15 protein-coding genes are annotated in these 19,076 nt (G+C 62.3%); 7 read left to right on the forward strand and 8 right to left on the reverse strand.

Annotation, left to right across the window (positions count from 1 at the left end; translation table 11 throughout):
• Nucleotides 1-3: 3 nt before the first annotated feature.
• Nucleotides 4-993: a sensor histidine kinase gene (locus tag ISP25_RS07135; RefSeq protein ID WP_404612761.1), complete on the reverse strand. Its 990-nt coding sequence runs from the start codon at nucleotides 991-993 to the stop codon at nucleotides 4-6.
• 527 nt (nucleotides 994-1,520) lie between these two features.
• Between ISP25_RS07135 and ISP25_RS07140 the strand changes: the two genes are divergently transcribed.
• The 7 genes from ISP25_RS07140 to rapA all read left to right on the forward strand — a co-directional run bounded on the left by ISP25_RS07140 (nucleotide 1,521) and on the right by rapA (nucleotide 12,132).
• Complete coding sequence (locus ISP25_RS07140; protein ID WP_404612763.1) at nucleotides 1,521-1,991, forward strand: type IV pilin protein; 471 nt, start codon at nucleotides 1,521-1,523, stop codon at nucleotides 1,989-1,991.
• Nucleotides 1,988-2,599 carry a pilus assembly FimT family protein gene (locus tag ISP25_RS07145; protein ID WP_404612765.1) on the forward strand — a complete coding sequence of 204 codons (612 nt, stop codon included), beginning with the start codon at nucleotides 1,988-1,990 and terminating at the stop codon, nucleotides 2,597-2,599. Before ISP25_RS07140 ends, ISP25_RS07145 begins: the two co-directional genes overlap by 4 nt.
• Nucleotides 2,596-3,093, forward strand: coding sequence for a hypothetical protein (locus tag ISP25_RS07150; RefSeq protein WP_404612766.1), 498 nt, complete (start codon nucleotides 2,596-2,598; stop codon nucleotides 3,091-3,093). Before ISP25_RS07145 ends, ISP25_RS07150 begins: the two co-directional genes overlap by 4 nt.
• On the forward strand, nucleotides 3,065-4,237 hold the full coding sequence (locus tag ISP25_RS07155; RefSeq protein WP_404612768.1) for a PilW family protein: 1,173 nt from the start codon (nucleotides 3,065-3,067) through the stop codon (nucleotides 4,235-4,237). The genes ISP25_RS07150 and ISP25_RS07155 overlap by 29 nt, the downstream gene beginning before the upstream one ends.
• A gap of 9 nt (nucleotides 4,238-4,246) precedes the next feature.
• On the forward strand, nucleotides 4,247-4,870 hold the full coding sequence (locus ISP25_RS07160) for a pilus assembly PilX family protein (RefSeq protein ID WP_404612770.1): 624 nt from the start codon (nucleotides 4,247-4,249) through the stop codon (nucleotides 4,868-4,870).
• Between the two features lie 87 nt (nucleotides 4,871-4,957).
• On the forward strand, nucleotides 4,958-9,136 hold the full coding sequence (locus tag ISP25_RS07165) for a pilus assembly protein (protein WP_404612772.1): 4,179 nt from the start codon (nucleotides 4,958-4,960) through the stop codon (nucleotides 9,134-9,136).
• Between the two features lie 146 nt (nucleotides 9,137-9,282).
• The gene (gene rapA, locus ISP25_RS07170; RefSeq protein ID WP_404612774.1) at nucleotides 9,283-12,132 is read left to right on the forward strand and encodes an RNA polymerase-associated protein RapA; all 2,850 of its coding nucleotides are present in this window, start codon (nucleotides 9,283-9,285) and stop codon (nucleotides 12,130-12,132) included.
• 139 nt (nucleotides 12,133-12,271) lie between these two features.
• Here the strand turns inward: rapA and fghA are convergent, their stop codons facing one another.
• The 7 genes from fghA to ISP25_RS07205 form a co-directional block, all read right to left on the reverse strand.
• Nucleotides 12,272-13,108 carry an S-formylglutathione hydrolase gene (gene fghA, locus ISP25_RS07175; RefSeq protein WP_404612776.1) on the reverse strand — a complete coding sequence of 279 codons (837 nt, stop codon included), beginning with the start codon at nucleotides 13,106-13,108 and terminating at the stop codon, nucleotides 12,272-12,274.
• A gap of 368 nt (nucleotides 13,109-13,476) precedes the next feature.
• Nucleotides 13,477-14,586: an S-(hydroxymethyl)glutathione dehydrogenase/class III alcohol dehydrogenase gene (locus ISP25_RS07180; RefSeq protein ID WP_192154637.1), complete on the reverse strand. Its 1,110-nt coding sequence runs from the start codon at nucleotides 14,584-14,586 to the stop codon at nucleotides 13,477-13,479.
• A 48-nt stretch (nucleotides 14,587-14,634) separates the two neighbouring features.
• Nucleotides 14,635-14,925: a metal-sensing transcriptional repressor gene (locus tag ISP25_RS07185; protein ID WP_404612778.1), complete on the reverse strand. Its 291-nt coding sequence runs from the start codon at nucleotides 14,923-14,925 to the stop codon at nucleotides 14,635-14,637.
• A 149-nt stretch (nucleotides 14,926-15,074) separates the two neighbouring features.
• Nucleotides 15,075-16,442: an amino acid permease gene (locus tag ISP25_RS07190; RefSeq protein WP_404612780.1), complete on the reverse strand. Its 1,368-nt coding sequence runs from the start codon at nucleotides 16,440-16,442 to the stop codon at nucleotides 15,075-15,077.
• 14 nt (nucleotides 16,443-16,456) lie between these two features.
• Nucleotides 16,457-17,119, reverse strand: coding sequence for a rhomboid family intramembrane serine protease (locus tag ISP25_RS07195; protein ID WP_192154631.1), 663 nt, complete (start codon nucleotides 17,117-17,119; stop codon nucleotides 16,457-16,459).
• A gap of 195 nt (nucleotides 17,120-17,314) precedes the next feature.
• Nucleotides 17,315-18,124, reverse strand: a complete 810-nt coding sequence (locus ISP25_RS07200; RefSeq protein WP_404612782.1) for a C40 family peptidase — start codon at nucleotides 18,122-18,124, stop codon at nucleotides 17,315-17,317.
• Nucleotides 18,125-18,365: 241 nt separating this feature from the next.
• A complete protein-coding gene (locus tag ISP25_RS07205; protein WP_404612784.1) occupies nucleotides 18,366-19,058 on the reverse strand; it encodes a YggS family pyridoxal phosphate-dependent enzyme in 693 nt (230 codons plus the stop codon).
• Nucleotides 19,059-19,076 lie beyond the last annotated feature (18 nt).

Consider the following 19,076-nt stretch of genomic DNA (forward strand, 5'->3'; position numbering starts at 1 on the left):
GGCTCACCTAGAGTAAGCGCTGGACGTGGGGCCGTTTGGTAATCGCAGTAGCACAACGAAGCGGTCCCCTCGTTTCCCGGCCTCTACTTTTGCGAGCGTTCCGTATCGATAAGCAACGCGTTGCCGCACATTATCCAAGCCATGGCCATTACCAGGCTCAGGTGGATTAGTCGACAGCGGATTGCCAATTTCGATACACAAGCCTTTGCTGTCGCGCCGACCGCGCAAAGTTACCTCTCCCCCTTCGCGCAAGGGCTGAATACCATGACGCACCGCATTCTCCACCAGCGGCTGCAGCAGCAGCCGAGGCAACGGAAAATCGACGGGCAAATCACCCAGGTCGCATTGCACGCGGAGGCGTTCGCCGAGGCGTAGTTGCTCGATCGCAAGATAGCGCTCAATTAGCGTCAACTCGTCGCCCAAGGTGCCATCACTTGAATCGTATTGACCCAGCGCAGCACGAAACAGTTCGGACAGGTTCTCCACTGTACGCTCAGCGGCGACTGGATCGAGCCGAATGAGGGCCGCCACCGTATTCATGCTGTTGAACAGGAAGTGCGGGCGAATGCGGGCCTGCAGCGCGTCCACTTGCGCCCGGGTAGCGGCCGCCAACCGTGTCCGCCATTGCACTAATACGTAAAAATAGCGAAGCATCGCCGCCGCGAGCAAAGCAGTGATCGCGACGTTGTCACGCACGAAAGTACCCAAGTTGCTACGCACAAGCTGCAACTGTAAGGCGTCATTGAACTCGTACGCCAACACACTGGCACCAGCCACAATCGGCATGATCACCAGCCACGCGGCCACATAAGGCATCTGCCGCGGCAAGCACTGCAGCAGCGAACGCAACATGCATAGCGACAGCCCGATCATCATGGCCATCCATGTCACAAACAGGATGCTGATGCTGTAACTGCTCCAATCCCGTCGATTATCCGAAGCCAGCCAGACGATAGTTGCGGTAAGCGCTGCAATCACGAGCAACGCAAACATTATTGGGAGGCTGCAAAAGTCAGGCAAAGAGCCGCGTTCGGGAGGGCGGCGCAAACCGCTGATAGAGTGGGGACCACGCATGCCGCAAGTGTGCCACAAGCAACCGTCACATCATCCTGAGCCACCGCGCCGCTACACGGTTGCATCGCGGAATGACAGAAGTCGCCTCCTACTTTTCGGCTGCCCCTATCGCCCCCTGTGCCGCGATGGCACACAACGAACGACGTCGGTTGATGCTCATGACTACATCATCTGGACATGCGGAACGACGCTTTTCGTTGACTTGTACAAGTAGCATTTCACATCGCTTAATCCGGGCTCGCAAAAACATGCGAAAACTTAGAGGTATCCGTCAAACTTTCCCTAGTAAACGGCTATTTTTCCCCGACAAACGGTAGTTCAAATCGTCACGCCTGGAGGAGAGAATGAATCGAAAATCTACGCATGCAGGATCTGCCGAAGCAGCATGGATGCGGACGTCATGCAACGAAAAGTCACTCGGCATCGATACCAGACAGGGGCAATCCATGAATACGATGCATGTGCATCGCAAACCGATCGGCGGCTTTACGCTGCTCGAACTGATGATCGTGGTGGCGATCATCGCGGTACTCCTCGCCATCGCCATTCCCAGTTATACGGACTACCTGACTCGCGGCAAACTTACCGAGGCGCAGAATAATCTCGCCGCCTATCGGGTGAGCATGGAGCAGTACTTTCAGGACAATCGCAACTATGGCACCACCACTACGTGCGGCGTGCCGGTACCCACGAGCCCCACCGTCAAATATTTCACGTTTTCCTGCCTCCCCAGCGGAACTGGGTCGACAGCCACAGCGTACACGGCCTCTGCCACCGGCATCACTGGCACCCCCGTGGCAAATTTCACGTTTACTATCGACTACAACAACAACCAGCAGACCACGAGTGAGCCGACGGGCTGGGGCTCCGGCACGATCAATTGCTGGGTGGTCCGAAAGGGCGGAAGCTGCCAATGATTCCGTCGTCGTCACGCGGCTTCAGCCTGATCGAACTGATGACGACCATCACGGTCCTCGCGATCCTGCTTGTGCTCGGCATCCCAAGCTACCAGCAGTGGATGCTGAATACGCGCATCCGCAGCGCGACGGAATCGATCCAGAACGGTCTGCGCCTGGCACGCAACGAGGCGGCACAGCGCGCCACTTTCGTCAGGTTTCAGTTGACCTCAGCCACCGACGGCACTTGGGCGGTCTGTCAACTCCCTGCAACGGCGGCTAGCGCCGCCACCGTGACCACTTGCACCGGCACCGGCCTTACGATGATCCAGCAGGTTCCCGCAGACAACACGAGTGGCGTACAGATAGGCGCAGCGACAGCCGTGGCTGATCTCGCAGCCACCAGTTACGGCACTACCGTCACTGGTGGCGTGCCGTCTGGTATCACGTTCACCGCACTGGGGCGCCCAATGAGCTATGGCGGCAGCTCCATCCTTCGCATCGATGTCAGTGCCGCCCAAGCCGGCAGCAGGCGTTTGGTCACCACGATCTCTGCCGGTGGCATGGTGAATATGTGCGACCCGGCCATCACCTTCAATGCCACCGGCAGCACGCAGGGGTGCCCGTGAAAACCACGCGCATGATCAAGCTTGGCCAAGCTACGCAGCCATCGTTCCAGCGTGGGTTTGTCCTGCTGGACGCAATGATCGCCGTAGCAATCTTCTCGATCGGTATCCTGGGGCTCGTGGCGCTGCAAAGTTCGGCCATCAAACTCGCTGGCGATGCCAAATATCGCACGGACGCCGCCATGCTCGCCGATCAGGTGATTGCGGAGATGTGGACCAACAATGCCGCCAATCGGGCCGCCTTCATCGCCCAATATTCCGGCGGCAGCGGTACGAATGGCGCAGGGTACACGGCATGGGCGAACACCCTGCAATGCACGACTGCCAATGCCCCTACCAGATGTCTACCGGGAGTGACAGCCAATCCTCCCGTCATCACGATCACTCCCGTCTCCACCGATACCAATGATTCGCTGGTTACGGTCACCGTCAAATGGCAGGCCCCGAACGACACCGGTCCCCACAGCTATGTCTCGATCACACAAATCGGTATCTGAACATTGCCTGCGCGGTCATGAGGCACGCAAATTTCCCTGCGCGCATCCGGCAGCCAGCGAGGGATTCTCGCTGGTCGAACTGATGGTGGGCATCCTGGTAAGTCTCATCGGGATTCTCGCCATCATGGCGGCCTTTTCCGTGTACGAAGGCAAGAAGCGCACCACGACCAGCGGTGACGATGCCCAGCAAAATGGCAGCTTCGCGCTCTATGACCTGGAACGACAAGTGCGCTCCGCCGGCTCCGGACTGGTGCAAGGCAAGAACTATAGCGTCTGGGGCTGCCCGATCACGGCACTGACGTTCGCAGCTATGCCTGCCCCGTTCAACAACACAGCTCTCAAGTTGCCAGCCACCACGCAAGCCGTGCCGGTGTTGATCGCCGCAGGAGGCACCAGTCCGGATGTGATCAGCGTGGTCGGCGGCAATCCTTCCCAGCAGGTGTTCAAGATAGGAGTCACGTCGGCCCCCACCGGTGGCGCAGTGGTGGTAGGCAATTCCTTTGGCATCCTACCGAACGACTATTTGCTTGGGACCTTAGCCAATGGCACCTGCCAGTTGGGGCAAGCTGTCACCGTGACGACAGCGAGCAACAGTTTCACCGTGGCTGCTGCCACCACCACTGTCACCGGCTTGGCCAATTCGGTCAATCTGTTCGATCTTGGCCCCGGCCCGGTGTTCACCCTGTTTGGGGTCGATCCCACCAGTAATTCGTTGGTCTCGTTCGATCAATTGCAGCGAACCGCCAACGGAGGCATCGGCACCCTGCCAATCGCCGACGGCATCGTGCAGATGAAGGCCCTGTATGGCATTCATGACGGAACCGGACCTACCGGGGAGTCGGTGTACGCAGTCGACAAGTGGGTACAACCGGTCGGCACCACTTGGGGCATCGGCGCTCTTACGGCAAGTGCTACTGCTGCTGCTGCTGCTGCGACCCAGATCGTGGCCATCCGCGTGGCGGTGGTGGCACAAAGTCGCCTGCCGGAACGGGCAAGCGATTATACGGGGCCAGCCACGCTGACGCTGTTCCCGGACCTTCCGACAGCGGATCAATACAACATCGCTGTCCAGACGCAATATCGCTACAAGATCTACGACACCACCATCCCAATTCGCAACGCGATGATCGTCCAATATTACTGAGCGACCGACATGAGCATGAAGAGCGTTGGCATGGGATATCGAAGCGGCCCGTCCCGCCAGAAAGGCATGATTTCGGTCCTGATCGCGATCATCGTGCTGGTGGTGTCGCTGCTCGCAGCGATGGCGTTGATGCACTCCATAGATACCAGCAACACGATCGCCGGCAGCCTCTCCTTCCGGCAGGGTGTCGTGCAAGAGGCTGAGCGCGCCTACAGCGCCGCCAAAGACAGCGCCACCCTGTATCCCGAACCATCCAGCGACAGCAATCAACCTACCCTCGGCTACTACGCCACGCCGCAGGCGGCGACCATCCGGCCGGACAAAGACATACCTGACATCCTTGTGAATGCGACGGTAGCCTCATGTCCATCCGCTGTGGCCGTTTGCCTGTCTGATTTGTCCACCGGCAATACGGTGATATATGTGATCGAGCGACTCTGCCCGGCTGTCGGCCCTGCCAATCCTGGTACTTGCATCGTGCCAGGTGCATCGATCCAGGGCGGTTCCGTTTCAAACCAGACCAAGGACAATGGCCCACCCTTTTCATCGGGCGCCTATGCTGCATTCCGATTGAGCGCGAAGGTGATTGGCCCGAGAGGCGCCATTGGCTATGTACAAACCGTAATGCGTTAAAGGGCGGCGGCAACTGCCGAGAATCGTACAGCACTCGCCTGCACACGACGCGAAGTATTTGCGCAGTTGTGGGCTCAGGGGCAATCGATGCATCAGAACCAGCAATCTCCTTCCAACCACGGGCACCCTGCTCGCACCCCTGCCTTCAGTTTCATCATTCGCAAGTCGGAAACGGCCATGTCCAAGTCTCCTCGCTCGCTCCGCTCCGCCGGCCTGGGGGGCGTACTGCTGACCTGCATGCTGACCCTACTGGGCGGGGGAACCGCACAAGCGCAAACCGTGCTTTCAGACACTCCGGTATACAGCGCCTCCAATGTACCGGCTAACCTGATGATGGCGCTGTCGGTGGAGTTTCCGACCGGCACTGTGGCAGCCTACGGAACCGCCAAGGGATATTCGGCGAGCACTACGTTCCTTGGCTACTTCGACCCTGCCAAGTGTTATACCTACAGCACCTCATCTCCGCCTGGGACGCAGACAGGCGGGTATTTCGTACCCAACGGGGCTGTGAACTCCAGCGGTGGCTGCAACATAACAACCACGACCAAATCCGGTTCGACTACCACGTCCTACTGGAGCGGCAACATGCTGAACTGGGCCCTGATGACGGCCCTTGACGAGTTCCGCCAGGCCCTTACCGGCGGCACGCGAATTGTCGACACCACCTCAAGCACCGTGCTGATCCGCTCGAACCTCAATTCGCAAAGCAGCACAGGCAACGATCCCAACCGACAGATTGATGCCACCGACAACGTCTCACCATCCACGGTTATCGGTGACTCAAATTACTCCTCGGCAACAAACGTTTACATCGAGGTGGCCGCACAGGGCACGCAATTCGTGGTTTCAAATAATAGTTCGTTCTCCAATACAGGAACGACTGGCAGTGGCAGTTCACAAATCACCAATAAAGCGACGACCTACAACGCCGAAGTTCAAGTTTGCGTAACAGGCATGCTTGAGAGCGACTGCAATTCCGCACACGCAACCACCGATTATGTAGGCGCCGGGCAATACAACAAACCTGAAGGCCTGATTCAGCAGAACTACACCAAAATCCGCGTCGGCGCGTCGGCCTATGCTTTCCAGCAAGGCAACGGCCCTGCCAATGGCGTGGTGCGTGCTTTGCTGCGCGACAACGGACCGACCACCTACAACGGTTACGGTACACGCCAGACCAACCCCTATAGCGAGTGGAACGCGACAACCGGCATCTTTGCCACCAACCCGGATACTGATGAGGACACCGGAACGGCTCCTGGGAGCGTCAATGCCACCTCCACGGGCGCCATCAATTATCTGAACAACTTCGGCTACGCCAACGGCTACGAGACGTACGACACGATCGCCGATCTCTACTGGGCGACACTGGCTTACTACATGCAGGTGCCGCTCGATTCTTCCTATACCAGCGGGCTGAGCGCAAGCAACAGTCTTGACACAAGTTACCCGGCATTTACTGGCACGATCGGCACGGGAACAGGGCAACTCAATGATCCTATCCAATATACCTGCCAATCCAACGCGATTGTCACCATCGGTGACGCGCATACCTGGTATGACACCCGCGTGCCCAGCTCAGGAGGCCCCACTCCGAACGCGACCAATCAGGCAGCGTTGCCCGTCGTCAACGGGGCCGATGCGGGAGGCTATGCGACCAAGCTCGGTAATCTCCCGTTAATCGAAGCCAAAGGCACCACACCGGCATCGATCACCATGGCTCAGCTCAGATATAAGGGCTCGAGTGCAACGACGACTACGACTGTCCCTGCAGCCAACCAATTGGGTCTCACCACTGAGCCGGATGGCACGACCAGTCCGACCTACAACATGGCGGGTCTGGCATATTTCGCCCATACCCAAGATATCCGACCCGACTTGGCCAACAAACAGACGGTGACGACCTATACGCTCGACGTATTGGAACCAGGCTCGTACGACGGCATTAACCCCGACTACACCTACGATCCGGCCAATTTCAGCACGAGTAGTGGCGAGGCAGGTCCGGACATGTATTGGCTTGCCGCCAAGTACGGTGGTTTCAATGACATCAATAGCAATGGCATTCCTGCCAATATTCTGACTTGGCACACCAATACAACCACCGCGGCAGCTTTTAATCTACGCCCTGACAATTACTTCCCTGGCAACCAGCCAAGCTTGATCCAGTCCGGGCTGCAGCAGATTTTCAATAATGTTGCCTCGACCGCTTCGCAAAATGCGTCAGCACCGAGCGTGTCGCCAACCCGGGCACTCAGTAACGTCACCGCGAGCACCGCTCCCTACTATTCACCGGTCGCCGGCTTTCCGATCTATACCACCTCCTACACACCTGTCAGCTGGACGGGCGACGTTGAAGGCTATGTGGGCGCGGACACAGCCGGTGCCGCCGTCACGGCCGTGTCAGGAAGTACCCCATGGCATGCCCAATACCAGTTGGATACTCTGACCCAGAGCGTATCTGGAACGACCATCGTGGGCTGGAACACTGGCCGCCGTGTCGTTACCTGGAATGGCTCGAAAGGGGTGCCCTTCCGCTACACCAACCTGTCCACAGCTGAGCAGACTGCGCTCAACAGTGTGACTACCGGGGGTACCGGCACGAACCTGGTCAATTACCTGCGTGGCGACCAGAGCAACGAAGGAACCGACTACCGCACACGCACGCATATCCTTGGCGATATCGTGAATTCCACTCCGGTACTGGTACAGGGTCCGGCTTCGCCGTCCTATACCGAATCGGCGAATCCCGGCTACACAGCTTTTTCGACGACCGTGGCGAACCGCCAACCTGTGGTCTATGTGGGTGCGAACGACGGCATGTTGCATGCGTTCGAGGCCGATTTCCTGAACCCGACAACCGCAAATCCCGTCACGGGCGGGGGTAGCGAATTGTTTGCCTATGTGCCCAGCCTTCTCTTCAACGGCCCTACCAACACGCCTTTGGTCAACGGCTTGCCGGCGTTGGCCAATCTCAATGGTGTGTCCACGAACAACTATGCACACCACTTCTACGTGGATCGCACGCCCCAAGTTGCGGATGTCGACTTCACCTTTACCGGCAATGGCACGGTGGCGCCCGCGACCACAGCTGCCACGTCCAACTGGCACACCGTGCTGGTGGGCGGACTCGGCAAAGGCGGCATGGGCATCTACGCTCTCGACGTCACGGCTGTTCCGGCCGCAGTCGATACCACCAGCAGCGCCACCGTAGAAACGGCCGAGGCCGCAAAGGTGATGTGGGAGTTCACCGACGCCGACATGGGATACAGCTTTGGCGCGCCGTTGATCGTGAAGACCCGCAAGTACGGGTGGGTCGTGGTGATGACCTCCGGCTACGACAATACTGGCACCGGACAAGACGGCCACGGTGTGCTGTATGTCCTGAACATACAGACCGGAGCGCTCATACAGAAGATCGATACAGGCGTGGGCACGACCGCCAATCCCGCAGGCCTGGCCCAGGCCACCGCCTACACCCAAAACGTTGCCGACGGCACCATCGACCAGGTCTATGCCGGCGACCTGTTGGGGAATGTCTGGCGCTTCGATCTCTCAGGCACCGTAGCGAACGGCTCTTATCCGGCACCTACCTTGTTGGCCAAGCTGACCGATCCCTCCGGCAATGCCCAGCCCATTACCACTGCACCACGCATCGAGGAAAGCATCGATTCCACCGGTCTCGGCACGCTGCGCTGGGTCTTTGTTGGCACGGGCAAATTCCTTGATATCAGTGACCTGACCAACACTCAGCAGCAGACAATGTATGCCTTGCGCGACGGTACCGGCTCAACGCCCGCGACTACTGGACTGCCGCTGACGCGTAGCACGTTGACAGCCAACACCAACCTGCTGACGGGCTTGAACCTGAGCGACACATCCAGCGGCTGGTACTACGACCTGACGGGCACGGCAGGATCGAATGGCGGCACCGAACGAATCGTGGTCAACCCTGACGCTGCAGCCGGTGTCTCCATCATCACGTGGACGACGTTGACACCCTCTTCCGATCCATGTGATCTCCTGGGCAGCGTCTATGCGACCAACTTCAGTGGCCAGTCGCAGCTCTTAAACAGCTCGAATACCCTGATGACTTCCATTACCACCAATACGGCCACTACTGGCATCCAGATCGTCCAGTTGCCAAACGGTGTCTATGCCCTGTTGTACGGCCAAACCGGCGGCGCGCCGCAAACGTCCACCATCCAGCAGCCTGGTGGCGGCAACACGCTCCAGCGCACGAACTGGCGAGAGATACTCGATTGAGTTGCACACCATAGCCGATCCATCGACTCTCTCAAGGAACTAAAACAGCGCTCCCTGACAGTAACGACGACCCGAACAGCATTTTCCCTAGGCAGCAACAACCGCTCGGCGGATAATCGACGCCCCTTACGCCAAGCGGCTGTGCAATGTTCGTACCTGGTCAACGCTGGATCTCCACCGCCGAGCCCGAGCTCGGCCTCGGCACCGTGCTGCGCGTGGAAGGGCGCGGCGTGCAGGTGCTGTTCGCCAGGGCAGGCGTGCTGCGGCCCTATGCGGTGGATTCCGCCCCGCTGGTGCGCGCGGAGTTCCGTGCCGGGCAGCGCGTGGCCGGCAAGGGCATCGCGTTCCTGGTCGAGCAGGTGGAGATCCGCGAGGAGCTGCTGATCTATCGCGGCGAGGGCCGCGAATTGCACGAGGGGCAGCTCGACGACGAGCAAAGCGTGAGCCAGGCCGACGACCGCCTGATCGGCGGCCGCACCGATGCCGTGGCGCAGTTCGAGTTGCGCGTGGAAGGCCTGCGCCGCCGCGCCGAGGCGCGCCGCTCGCCTGCATGGGGTCTTGGCGCCGCACGCATCGGCCTGGTTCCGCATCAGTTGCGCGTGGCAGGCATCGCCGCCGCGCGTCGGCCGCCCCGCGTACTGCTGGCCGACGAGGTTGGCCTGGGCAAGACGATCGAGGCCGGCATGATCGTGGCGCGCCAGCTCGCCACCGGCCGCGCTTCGCGCGTACTGCTGTTGTTGCCCGACACGCTGGTCTACCAGTGGTTCGTGGAGCTGCTGCGCCGTTTCAACCTCAGCTTCGCCATCTACGACGAGGAGCGCTGCGAAGCGCTCACGTCGGCCGGCGAAGATGCGTCCGCCGACAACCCGTTCGAAGACGAGCAACTGGTGATCGCGGACTTCACCTTTCTCGAGGCGAATCCGAAGCGCGCGCAGCAATTGCTGGACGCGCCATGGGATCTGCTGGTGGTGGACGAGGCGCATCACCTCGCATGGGCGCCGGAAGCCGCCAGCCCACGCTACACGCTGGTGGAACAGCTGGCTGCGAGGACACCCGGCGTGATCCTGCTCACCGCCACGCCGGAGCAGTTGGGCCGCAGCGGCCATTTCGCCCGCCTGCGCCTGCTCGATCCGCAGCGCTACCGCGACCTCGACGGCTATCTCGCCGAAGCCGAACGCTTCCAGCCGCTGTCGCAGGTGGCCGACAAGCTGCTTGACGGCGAGGCGCTGGACGAAGCCGAGCGCACCATGCTGCGCACCGCCTTCGCAGCCGACGCAACGCTTGAGGCGCGCCTGGCCGACACCACCAGGCCCGAGCACGCGCGCGAAATCCTCGCCGCGCTGATCGATCGCCACGGCACCGGCCGTGCGATGTTCCGCAACCGCCGCGCCGGCATCGGCGGCTTCCCGCAACGCGTGCCGCAATGGCAGGTGCTGGACGCCGGCAATCTGGACGAAGCCACGCGCCAGTCGCTGCTCGCCGAGTTCCACGCCGACATCCAGCAACCGTCACCGGCACTGGAACACGACTACACGAACGATCCACGCCTAAACGCGCTGGTCGAATTGCTCGATGCACATCCGCAAGACAAGTTCCTGCTGATCTGCCGCAGCCAGGCCAAGGTGCTGGCCCTGGAAGAAGCCCTGCGCACGCGCACCGGCGCCGGCATCGCGCGCTTCCATGAGGGGCTGGGCATCGTGCAGCGCGACCGCAACGCGGCCTACTTCGCCCAACCCGACGGTGCACGCCTGCTGCTGTGTTCCGAGATCGGTTCGGAGGGCCGCAACTTCCAGTTCGCCCACCGCCTTGTGTTGTGGGACTTGCCGCTGGACCCCGACCTGCTCGAACAACGTATCGGCCGCCTCGATCGCATCGGCCAGAGCCACGACATCAGCATCCACATCCTCGCCGTGGCCGACAGCGCGCAGCACGTGCTGGCGCGCTGGTACGACGAAGGCGTGGACGCGTTCCGGCAGAGCCCCGCCGACGGCCGCGAACTGCTGCGCCGTTTTGGCGACACTCTGGCGCAGCTCGCCGGCCAGCACGCACGCGGCGACGATGACCGCGACCAGGAACTAGATGTGCTGCTCGCCGAAACCCGCGCCGCGCACGAGCAGATGGCCGAGCTGATCCGTGCCGGCCGCGACCACCTGCTGGAACTGGCGGCCAGCCGCGACCCGCACGCGGACGAGCTGGAGCGCGCGTTCCGCCGCGAGGACGACGACCCCGCGCGCGATGCCTTCGTGCAACGCCTGCTGGAAGGCTATGGCATCCATGCCGAGGAACTGGGCGGCAAGGTGCTGCTGCTCGACCCGCAATACCTCTCCACCGACGCCCTGCCCGGTTTCGCCGAAGGCCCGCAGTCGGCCACCTTCAGTCGCGCCGTGGCGCTGGCGCGCGAGGAATTGCCGTTGCTGCGGCTCGACCACCCGATGGTCGCCGGCGCGCTCGACCTCGCGCTCTCCGGCGAACAGGGCAACGCCGCCTTCATGGTGGACGATGCGCTGCCGCCGCGCAGCGCACTGCTGCAGACGGTATTCGTACTGGAGTGCGTGGCCGACCGCCGGCTCGACGCGGAGCGCTTCCTGCCCGCGCTGCCGATCACGGTCACCATCGACACCCGGCTCGCCGAGCGAACGGATTTCCAGCCCAGCGACATCGCGCTGCGCAAGGCCGCCGACCGCAACATCGAAGTACCGCGCTACCGCAAGTTCCTCGCCAAGCTGGTGCCGCCGATGCTCGAGAAAGCCGAGGCCGCCGCGCGCGCGCGCGCGCAGGCCACGATAGACGAGGCCACGGCCGAAGCAGCCGCAGCGTTGGATGCGGAACTGGCACGCCTGCATGCACTGCTTGCGGTGAACCCTTCGATCAGTGCCGCGGAGATCGCCACGGTGGCCGCCGAACGCGACGCCCTGCTGACCGCGTTGCCGCAATCGCGCCTGCGACTGGACGCGGTGCGCTTCGTGGTCAGCGCGGATTTCCTCGCGCTGCGCTGATCGCGGAACACCATCGGCTCCGCACTCCCTGTTCGTCATCCCGGTGCAGGCCGGGATCCAGTGGCGATCAAACTCACTCAAGCGACACTGCTGCTGGATCCTGGCCTGCGCCGGGATGACGAGCGAAATCAGAGCTCCATCAAGCTTTCATCGCCCGCGCATGCCAGGCGATGTGCTCGCCGATGAAGCTGGCCACGAAGTAGTAGCTGTGGTCGTAGCCTGGATGCAGGCGCAGGGTCAGCGGATGGTTCGCCTTCGCGCAGGCTTCGCGCAGCAATTCCGGCTTGAGCTGCGTGGCGAGGAATTCATCGGCCTCACCCTGGTCTACCAGCAGCGGCAACCGCTCGCTGGCCGTCTTCAGCAGCCCGGTGGCGTCATGGCGTGCCCATTGCGCACGGTCCGGACCGAGATAAGCCGAGAAGGCCTTCTCGCCCCAGGGCACCTGTGCGGGTGCAACGATGGGTGAAAACGCCGACACGCTGCGGTAACGCCCCGGATTGCCCAGGGCGATCGTCAGCGCGCCATGCCCACCCATCGAATGTCCGCTGATGCCACGCGCATCGTTGACGGGGAAATTGGCCTCCACCAGCGCAGGCAGCTCGTCCACCACGTAGTCGCGCATGCGGTAATGCGCCTTCCATGGCTGCTCGGTGGCGTTGAGATAGAAGCCCGCACCCTGGCCCAGGTCATACGCCGGATCATCCGCCACGCCCTCGCCGCGCGGACTGGTGTCCGGCGCCACCACGACCACGCCATGTTCGGCCGCGTAGCGCTGCGCGCCGGCCTTGGCGATGAAGTTCTGTTCAGTGCAGGTGAGGCCCGACAGCCAGTACAGCACCGGCAGCCGCTCCTGCCCCGCCTGCGGCGGCAGGTAGACGGCGAAGTTCATCGTGCAGCCCAGGACAGCCGAGTCGTGGCGGTACACGTCCTGCCAGCCGCCGAAGCAGGCGCGGTGTTCGATGCGCTCAAGGTTCATAGGATTCTCCCTATCAAGAAAGCTTTGATTTTGCTCGTCATCCCTGGAGGCGCTTCTCAACTGCCGAATGGCTGATCAAGCAAGAATCCAGCGGCTTTGCATTTGAGGCGTTACAGACGCTGGATCCCAGCTTTCGCTGGGATGACAAGCAAGAAGCCGCTTAATCCGAGCTGCCTCGACTACTCCTTCTCCCTTCGGGAGACAAATCGGCAGGGAAACCGATTTGCCCGGCGAAAACCGCCCGAAGGATGAGGTACATGGATGTGCCGCATGACGGCGCCCAGCAGTAGATGAGCTTACGGTCGAAGCGCGGCGCCCCATCCATATCCTCACTCCCATCTCGCTCCTGAGAGGAGATGGGCTTGCCGTCAGTAATGAATGACCGAACGGATCGACTTGCCTTCGTGCATCAGCTCGAAGGCGTGATTGATTCCGTCCAGCGCCATGGTGTGGGTGACGAACGGCGCCAGCTCGATCTCGCCCTTCATCGCGTCCTCCACCATGCCGGGCAACTGGCTGCGGCCCTTCACTCCGCCGAACGCGGTGCCCATCCACTTGCGGCCGGTGACCAGTTGGAACGGGCGTGTGGCGATTTCCTGGCCTGCGCCGGCCACGCCGATGATGATGCTCTGGCCCCAGCCGCGATGCGCGCATTCCAGTGCCGCGCGCATCACGTTGACGTTGCCGATGCACTCGAAGCTGTGGTCCACGCCCCAGCCGGTCATCTCCACGATCACCTGCTGGACCGGCTTGTCGTGATCCTTCGGGTTGACGCAATCGGTGGCGCCCATCGAACGCGCCAGCTCGAACTTGGCCGGGTTGGTGTCGACCGCAATGATGCGGGCCGCCTTCGCCTGGCGCGCGCCCTGCACCACGGCCAGGCCGATGCCGCCGAGGCCGAACACCGCCACGCTGTCGCCCTCCTGCACCTTGGCGGTGTTGTGCACCGCGCCGATGCCGGTGGTGACGCCGCAGCCCAGCAGGCAGACCTGCTCGTGATCCGCCTGCGGATTGATCTTCGCCAGCGACACTTCCGCGACGACGGTGTACTCGCTGAAGGTGGAGCAGCCCATGTAGTGGTAGATCGGCTGGCCGTTGTAGGAGAAACGCGTGGTGCCGTCCGGCATCACGCCCTTGCCCTGGGTGGCGCGCACAGCCACGCACAGGTTGGTCTTGCCGCTCTTGCAGAACAGGCATTCGCCGCATTCGGCCGTGTACAGCGGAATCACATGGTCGCCCGGCTTCACTGAAGTGACGCCCTCGCCCACTTCCATCACCACGCCCGCTCCCTCGTGGCCGAGCACGCAGGGGAACAGGCCTTCCGGATCGTCGCCGGACAGCGTGAACGCATCGGTGTGGCAGACGCCGGTGTGGCTGATCTTCACCAGCACCTCGCCCTTCTTCGGCGGGGCCACGTCGATCTCGACGATCTCCAGCGGCTTGCCCGGGGCAAAGGCGACGGCGGCACGGGATTTCATGGCGGTACTCCTGCAGGGAATCGATGGTTCAGCCGACGCAACCGCCGGCTACTTGAGATAAGTGCGCAGCAAGGCGATGGTCTGCTCCATTGCCGCCGCGTCTTCTGTTCTTGTCGCGCGGCGCCTAGGCCCTGCACGGGGTACGAAGCTGGCGCGCAGATGGCTCTCCAGCACCTCGCCCAATAACCCGTTCACCGCGCCGCGGATCGCCGCGATCTGCTGCAGCACGGCGCCACAGTCCGCCTCCTGCTCCAGCGCTTGCGCCAGCGCGTCCAGCTGACCGTCAATACGGCGCACGCGCACCAGTGCCCGCTTCTTTTCCTGAGTCGAGTACGGCATGGACGTTCGCCTCTGATACTCAGGGGGAGTATAGGCCATCTAGTCGTCACAGCCAGGGCATAGGCGCGGACGAACGACGCGCATGAAAAAAGCGCACGGCCCGCGCCGCGCGCTTTTGAATGGGACACCGAAGCGAACCTATGCCGGAGTCAGGCTGCGCCCGATGCAGTGACCTGCCGCATGCGCCGCTCGATACCGAACGCGTAATAGGCCACGGTGAGCAGCGCGATCCACGCCACGCCCACGTAGAGCGCCACGCGGGTATCGGGACTGTAGCCCAGCATCACCCACACGAAAGCGAGGAAGGCCAGGCACACCACGCTGGACAGCGGCCACACGCGCAGGCGGAAACCCAGCGGCTGCGCCTGGCGGCGACGGAAGCTCCAGTGCGCCACCAGCACCATGCCCCAGGTCCACACGGTGTTGAACGCGAGGATGGACATCATCATGCCGAAGATGCGCCCAGGCACCAGGTAGTTCATCAGCACGCCGAACAGGAGGAACGCCATCGTCACCAGCACGCCGCGCACCGGCACGCCTTGCGTGCTGGTGCGGCCCATTGCTGCTGGCGCCTGTCCCTTGGTGGCGAGGCTGTGCAGCATGCGGCTGCCACTGAAGGTGGTGGAGTTGAAGCTGGACAGCGCCGCGGTAATCACCACGAAGTTGATCAGCCCCGCCGCACTGGGAATGCCCAGCCGCGCGAAGGTGGTGACGAACGGGCTGCTGTTCGCATCCAGCTCGTTCCACGGATAGATCGCCATGATCACGAACAGCGAGCCGATGTAGAAGATCAGGATGCGCCAGATCACCGAGTTCACCGCGCGCGGGATCGTGCGTTCCGGCTGTGCGGCCTCGGCTGCCGCCATGCCGATGGTCTCGATGCCGCCGAAAGAAAACACCAGCACCGGCAACGCCAGCACCATGCCGGTGACGCCGTGCGGGAACCAGCCGCCGTGCGTCCACAGGTTGGACAGGCCCACCGGCGTGCCGTGGTTGCCCCAGCCCAGCCAGATCATCGCGAAACCGCCGGCGATCATCAGCACCACGGTCAGCACCTTGATCAGCGAGAACCAGAACTCCAGCTCGCCGTACACCTTCACTGCCAGCAGGTTCAGTCCGCCGATCATCGCCACGCTGGCGAAAGCCCAGATCCACTGCGGCGAAGCGGGAAACCAGGTCTTCATGTAGATGCCCACCGCCGTGCTCTCGACGATGCCTACGCCCATCATCAGGATCCAGTAGTTCCAACCGGTGAGGTAACCGGCGAACGGCCCGAGGTATTTGTGCGCATAGGCGCTGAAGGAGCCGGCAATGGGCTCGTGCGCCGCCATCTCGCCCAACGCGCGCATGATGATGAAGATCATCGCGCCGCAGATCAGGTAGGCGAACAGCACCGACGGCCCGGCCAGCTTGATCGTGCTGCCCGAACCGAGGAACAGCCCGGCGCCTATGCACATGCCCAGCGCCATGAAAGTGATGTGGCGCGGCGTGAGGCGGCGCTGCAGGTCTTGGCTCATGCGTTTCCCTGTAATCAGCGCAGCAATTGGCGCTTCGGTTTCAGCGGCAGGCGGCCGCGCCAGTACTGGATCATGACATAGCCGCCGACCATGCCGCCGAGGTGCGCGAAATGCGCCACGCCGGCCTGCGTGCCGGTGACGCCCAGCACCAGTTCCACTGCCGCGTAGCCGATCACGAAAAGCCAGGCCGGCATCGGGATCGGCAGGAAGATCAGGAACACCTTCTCCTTCGGGTACAGCATGCCGAAGGCCAGCAGCAGGCCGAAGATCGCGCCCGAAGCGCCAATGGTCGGATAGACGCCGTGGGTGAAGAACTTCACCACCAGCAGCTGTGCTACCGCTGCGATGACCGCGCAGACGAAGTAGTACACGGTGAAGTTGCGTGCGCCGAAGGTACGCTCGATCACCCCGCCGAACATGTACAGCGCCATCATGTTGAACAGAATGTGGGTGTAGCCGCCGTGCATAAACGCGTAGGTGACCACCTGCCAGAACCGGAAGCCCACCGTGATGACCTGGCCGCCCGCCACCGCACCGGTCACGTCCGGCCCCAGCGGCCACAAAGCGAAGTACCGGCTCAGCGCCAGGGTATCCACGTCGTGCAGGAACAATTGCAGTGCGAACACCAGCACATTGGCGATCAGCAGATTGCGGGTAACCGGCGGAAGATTGGGCATGCAGAAGTGCAATAGAGGCAATGCGCTAGCGTAACGTCTGCGTCGGTCGCTCGCCATGCTCGGACAGCCCCAAGACAAAACGACAGGATTGCCGTTTTGCGCGCCCGCAACGTGTCCACAGACTGGCGCACGTGGATGCGCGCCATGAAAAAGCCGCCACGCGGGCGGCTTCAACGAATGGCGATGCGGCCAGGATCAACCGTTGCCGCCACCGGTCAGCGCCAGCATGCCGTCTGGGCGCTTGGCGCCGACAAAGCGCTTGGCCCAGTAGGCCTCATCGAGGCTGGAGATCTGCACCCGCTTGCCGTAGGTCGGCGCATGGATGAACTGGCCGTTGGAAATGTAGATGCCCACGTGGCTGATGCCACCGTGACGACGACCGCCGGTATGGAAGAACACGAGGTCGCCCGGCTTCATGTCCGCGCGATTCACCTTGAGACCGTCGAGGAATTGCGAGGCGGAATTGGCCGGCAACTGCACGCCGATCGCGTGAGCGAACACGTAGCGCACAAAACCGCTGCAATCGAAGCCGGTGGACGGGCTCTTGCCGCCGCGCACGTAACGCACGTTGCGCAGGTTCATCGCCAGGTCGATCAGGGACTTGCGCAGGTCACTGATGTTGTCGACCTGCATGTCGGCATCACCCTCCGCCTGACCTTCGGTCGCCTTCGCGACTTCGGCCACGACCGGAGCAGCGGCTACCGGTGCGAGCACGCTGTGCTCGACGCCGAAGGCCGGCGCCGCATTGCCGCCAAAACCTGCCAGGTTGGGCGAGGCCAGGGCCGGCATCGGGCTGAGGGCAAACCACGGATTCAGCGACAGCGGGGAAGCGAGAACGCCGGGAACCTGCGAGTAATGATTGTCGACCGAGGCTTTGGCAACGACATGGGAACGGCGGGACTGGGTGTGGTGCTTCAGGACGCGATGGGTCGTCGCATGCGAAGGAGTGGCCAGCAGCAGCATCGGAACGAGCGCGGCAACACCGGTCAATCGCTGGATTGGCATGAGGCGGTAACCCCTACGGTTCTCGGAGGCGCCACCTGACGTGCGGGTGACGTGACGAAGGGGTGAACTTACCAAGACGGTTCCGTGAAGTTGTTGGATCGAGGTTAACTGAACTCTGTCGTTCGCAAACAACCGATACACCCGTCACATCCGAAAAACGGCAGATTCTTCCGAAAATTGTCCAATCCGACCCGAAACCGGGGGTTTCGGGTCGGATTTCCGATTTGTTTCAAAGATCGGCCTACACCGGGCGGCGTCCGAAGATCGCACTGCCGATGCGCACTTCGGTGGCGCCTTCGGCGATCGCCAACGGGAAATCGCCGCTCATGCCCATGGAAAGCCTCGGCAGGTCATGGCCTTGCGCCTGGGCTGTATCGCGCAGCTCCCGCAGTTCGCGGAAGCAGGCGCGCACCTCGGCCGGGTCGTCGCTATGGGTGGCGAGAGTCATCAGGCCACGCATGCACAAGGTCTCGTAGTGCGCGAGGCTGTCCAGGAAGGCCGGCAATGCATCGGGCGACAGGCCATGCTTGCTTTCCTCGGAGGAGGTTTTCACCTGCACCAGCACGTCCAGACGGCGCCCTTCGGCCTGCAGGCGGCGGTGCAATGCATCGGCGAGTTCGATACGGTCCAGCGACTGCACCTCGCTGGCCAGCCGCGCCACTTCCTTGGCCTTGTTGGTCTGCAGGTGACCGATCACCACCCAGGCAATGCCGCAGTCGGCCAGCGGGCCGGATTTGTCGCGGATCTCCTGCACCTTGTTCTCGCCGAAACGGCGCAGACCCAACGCCACCGCCGCACGCACCACGTCGGCGTCGAAGGTCTTGCTGACAGGCAGGATGGAGACTTCGGCGGGATCGCGCCCGGCAGCGCGGCAGGCCTCGTCCACGCGATGGCGGACGTCGGCCCAGTTGGCGGCGAGGTGGGAATGATCCATGAGCCTTTACCTCCTCTC

Source organism: Rhodanobacter hydrolyticus, from assembly GCF_044904645.1.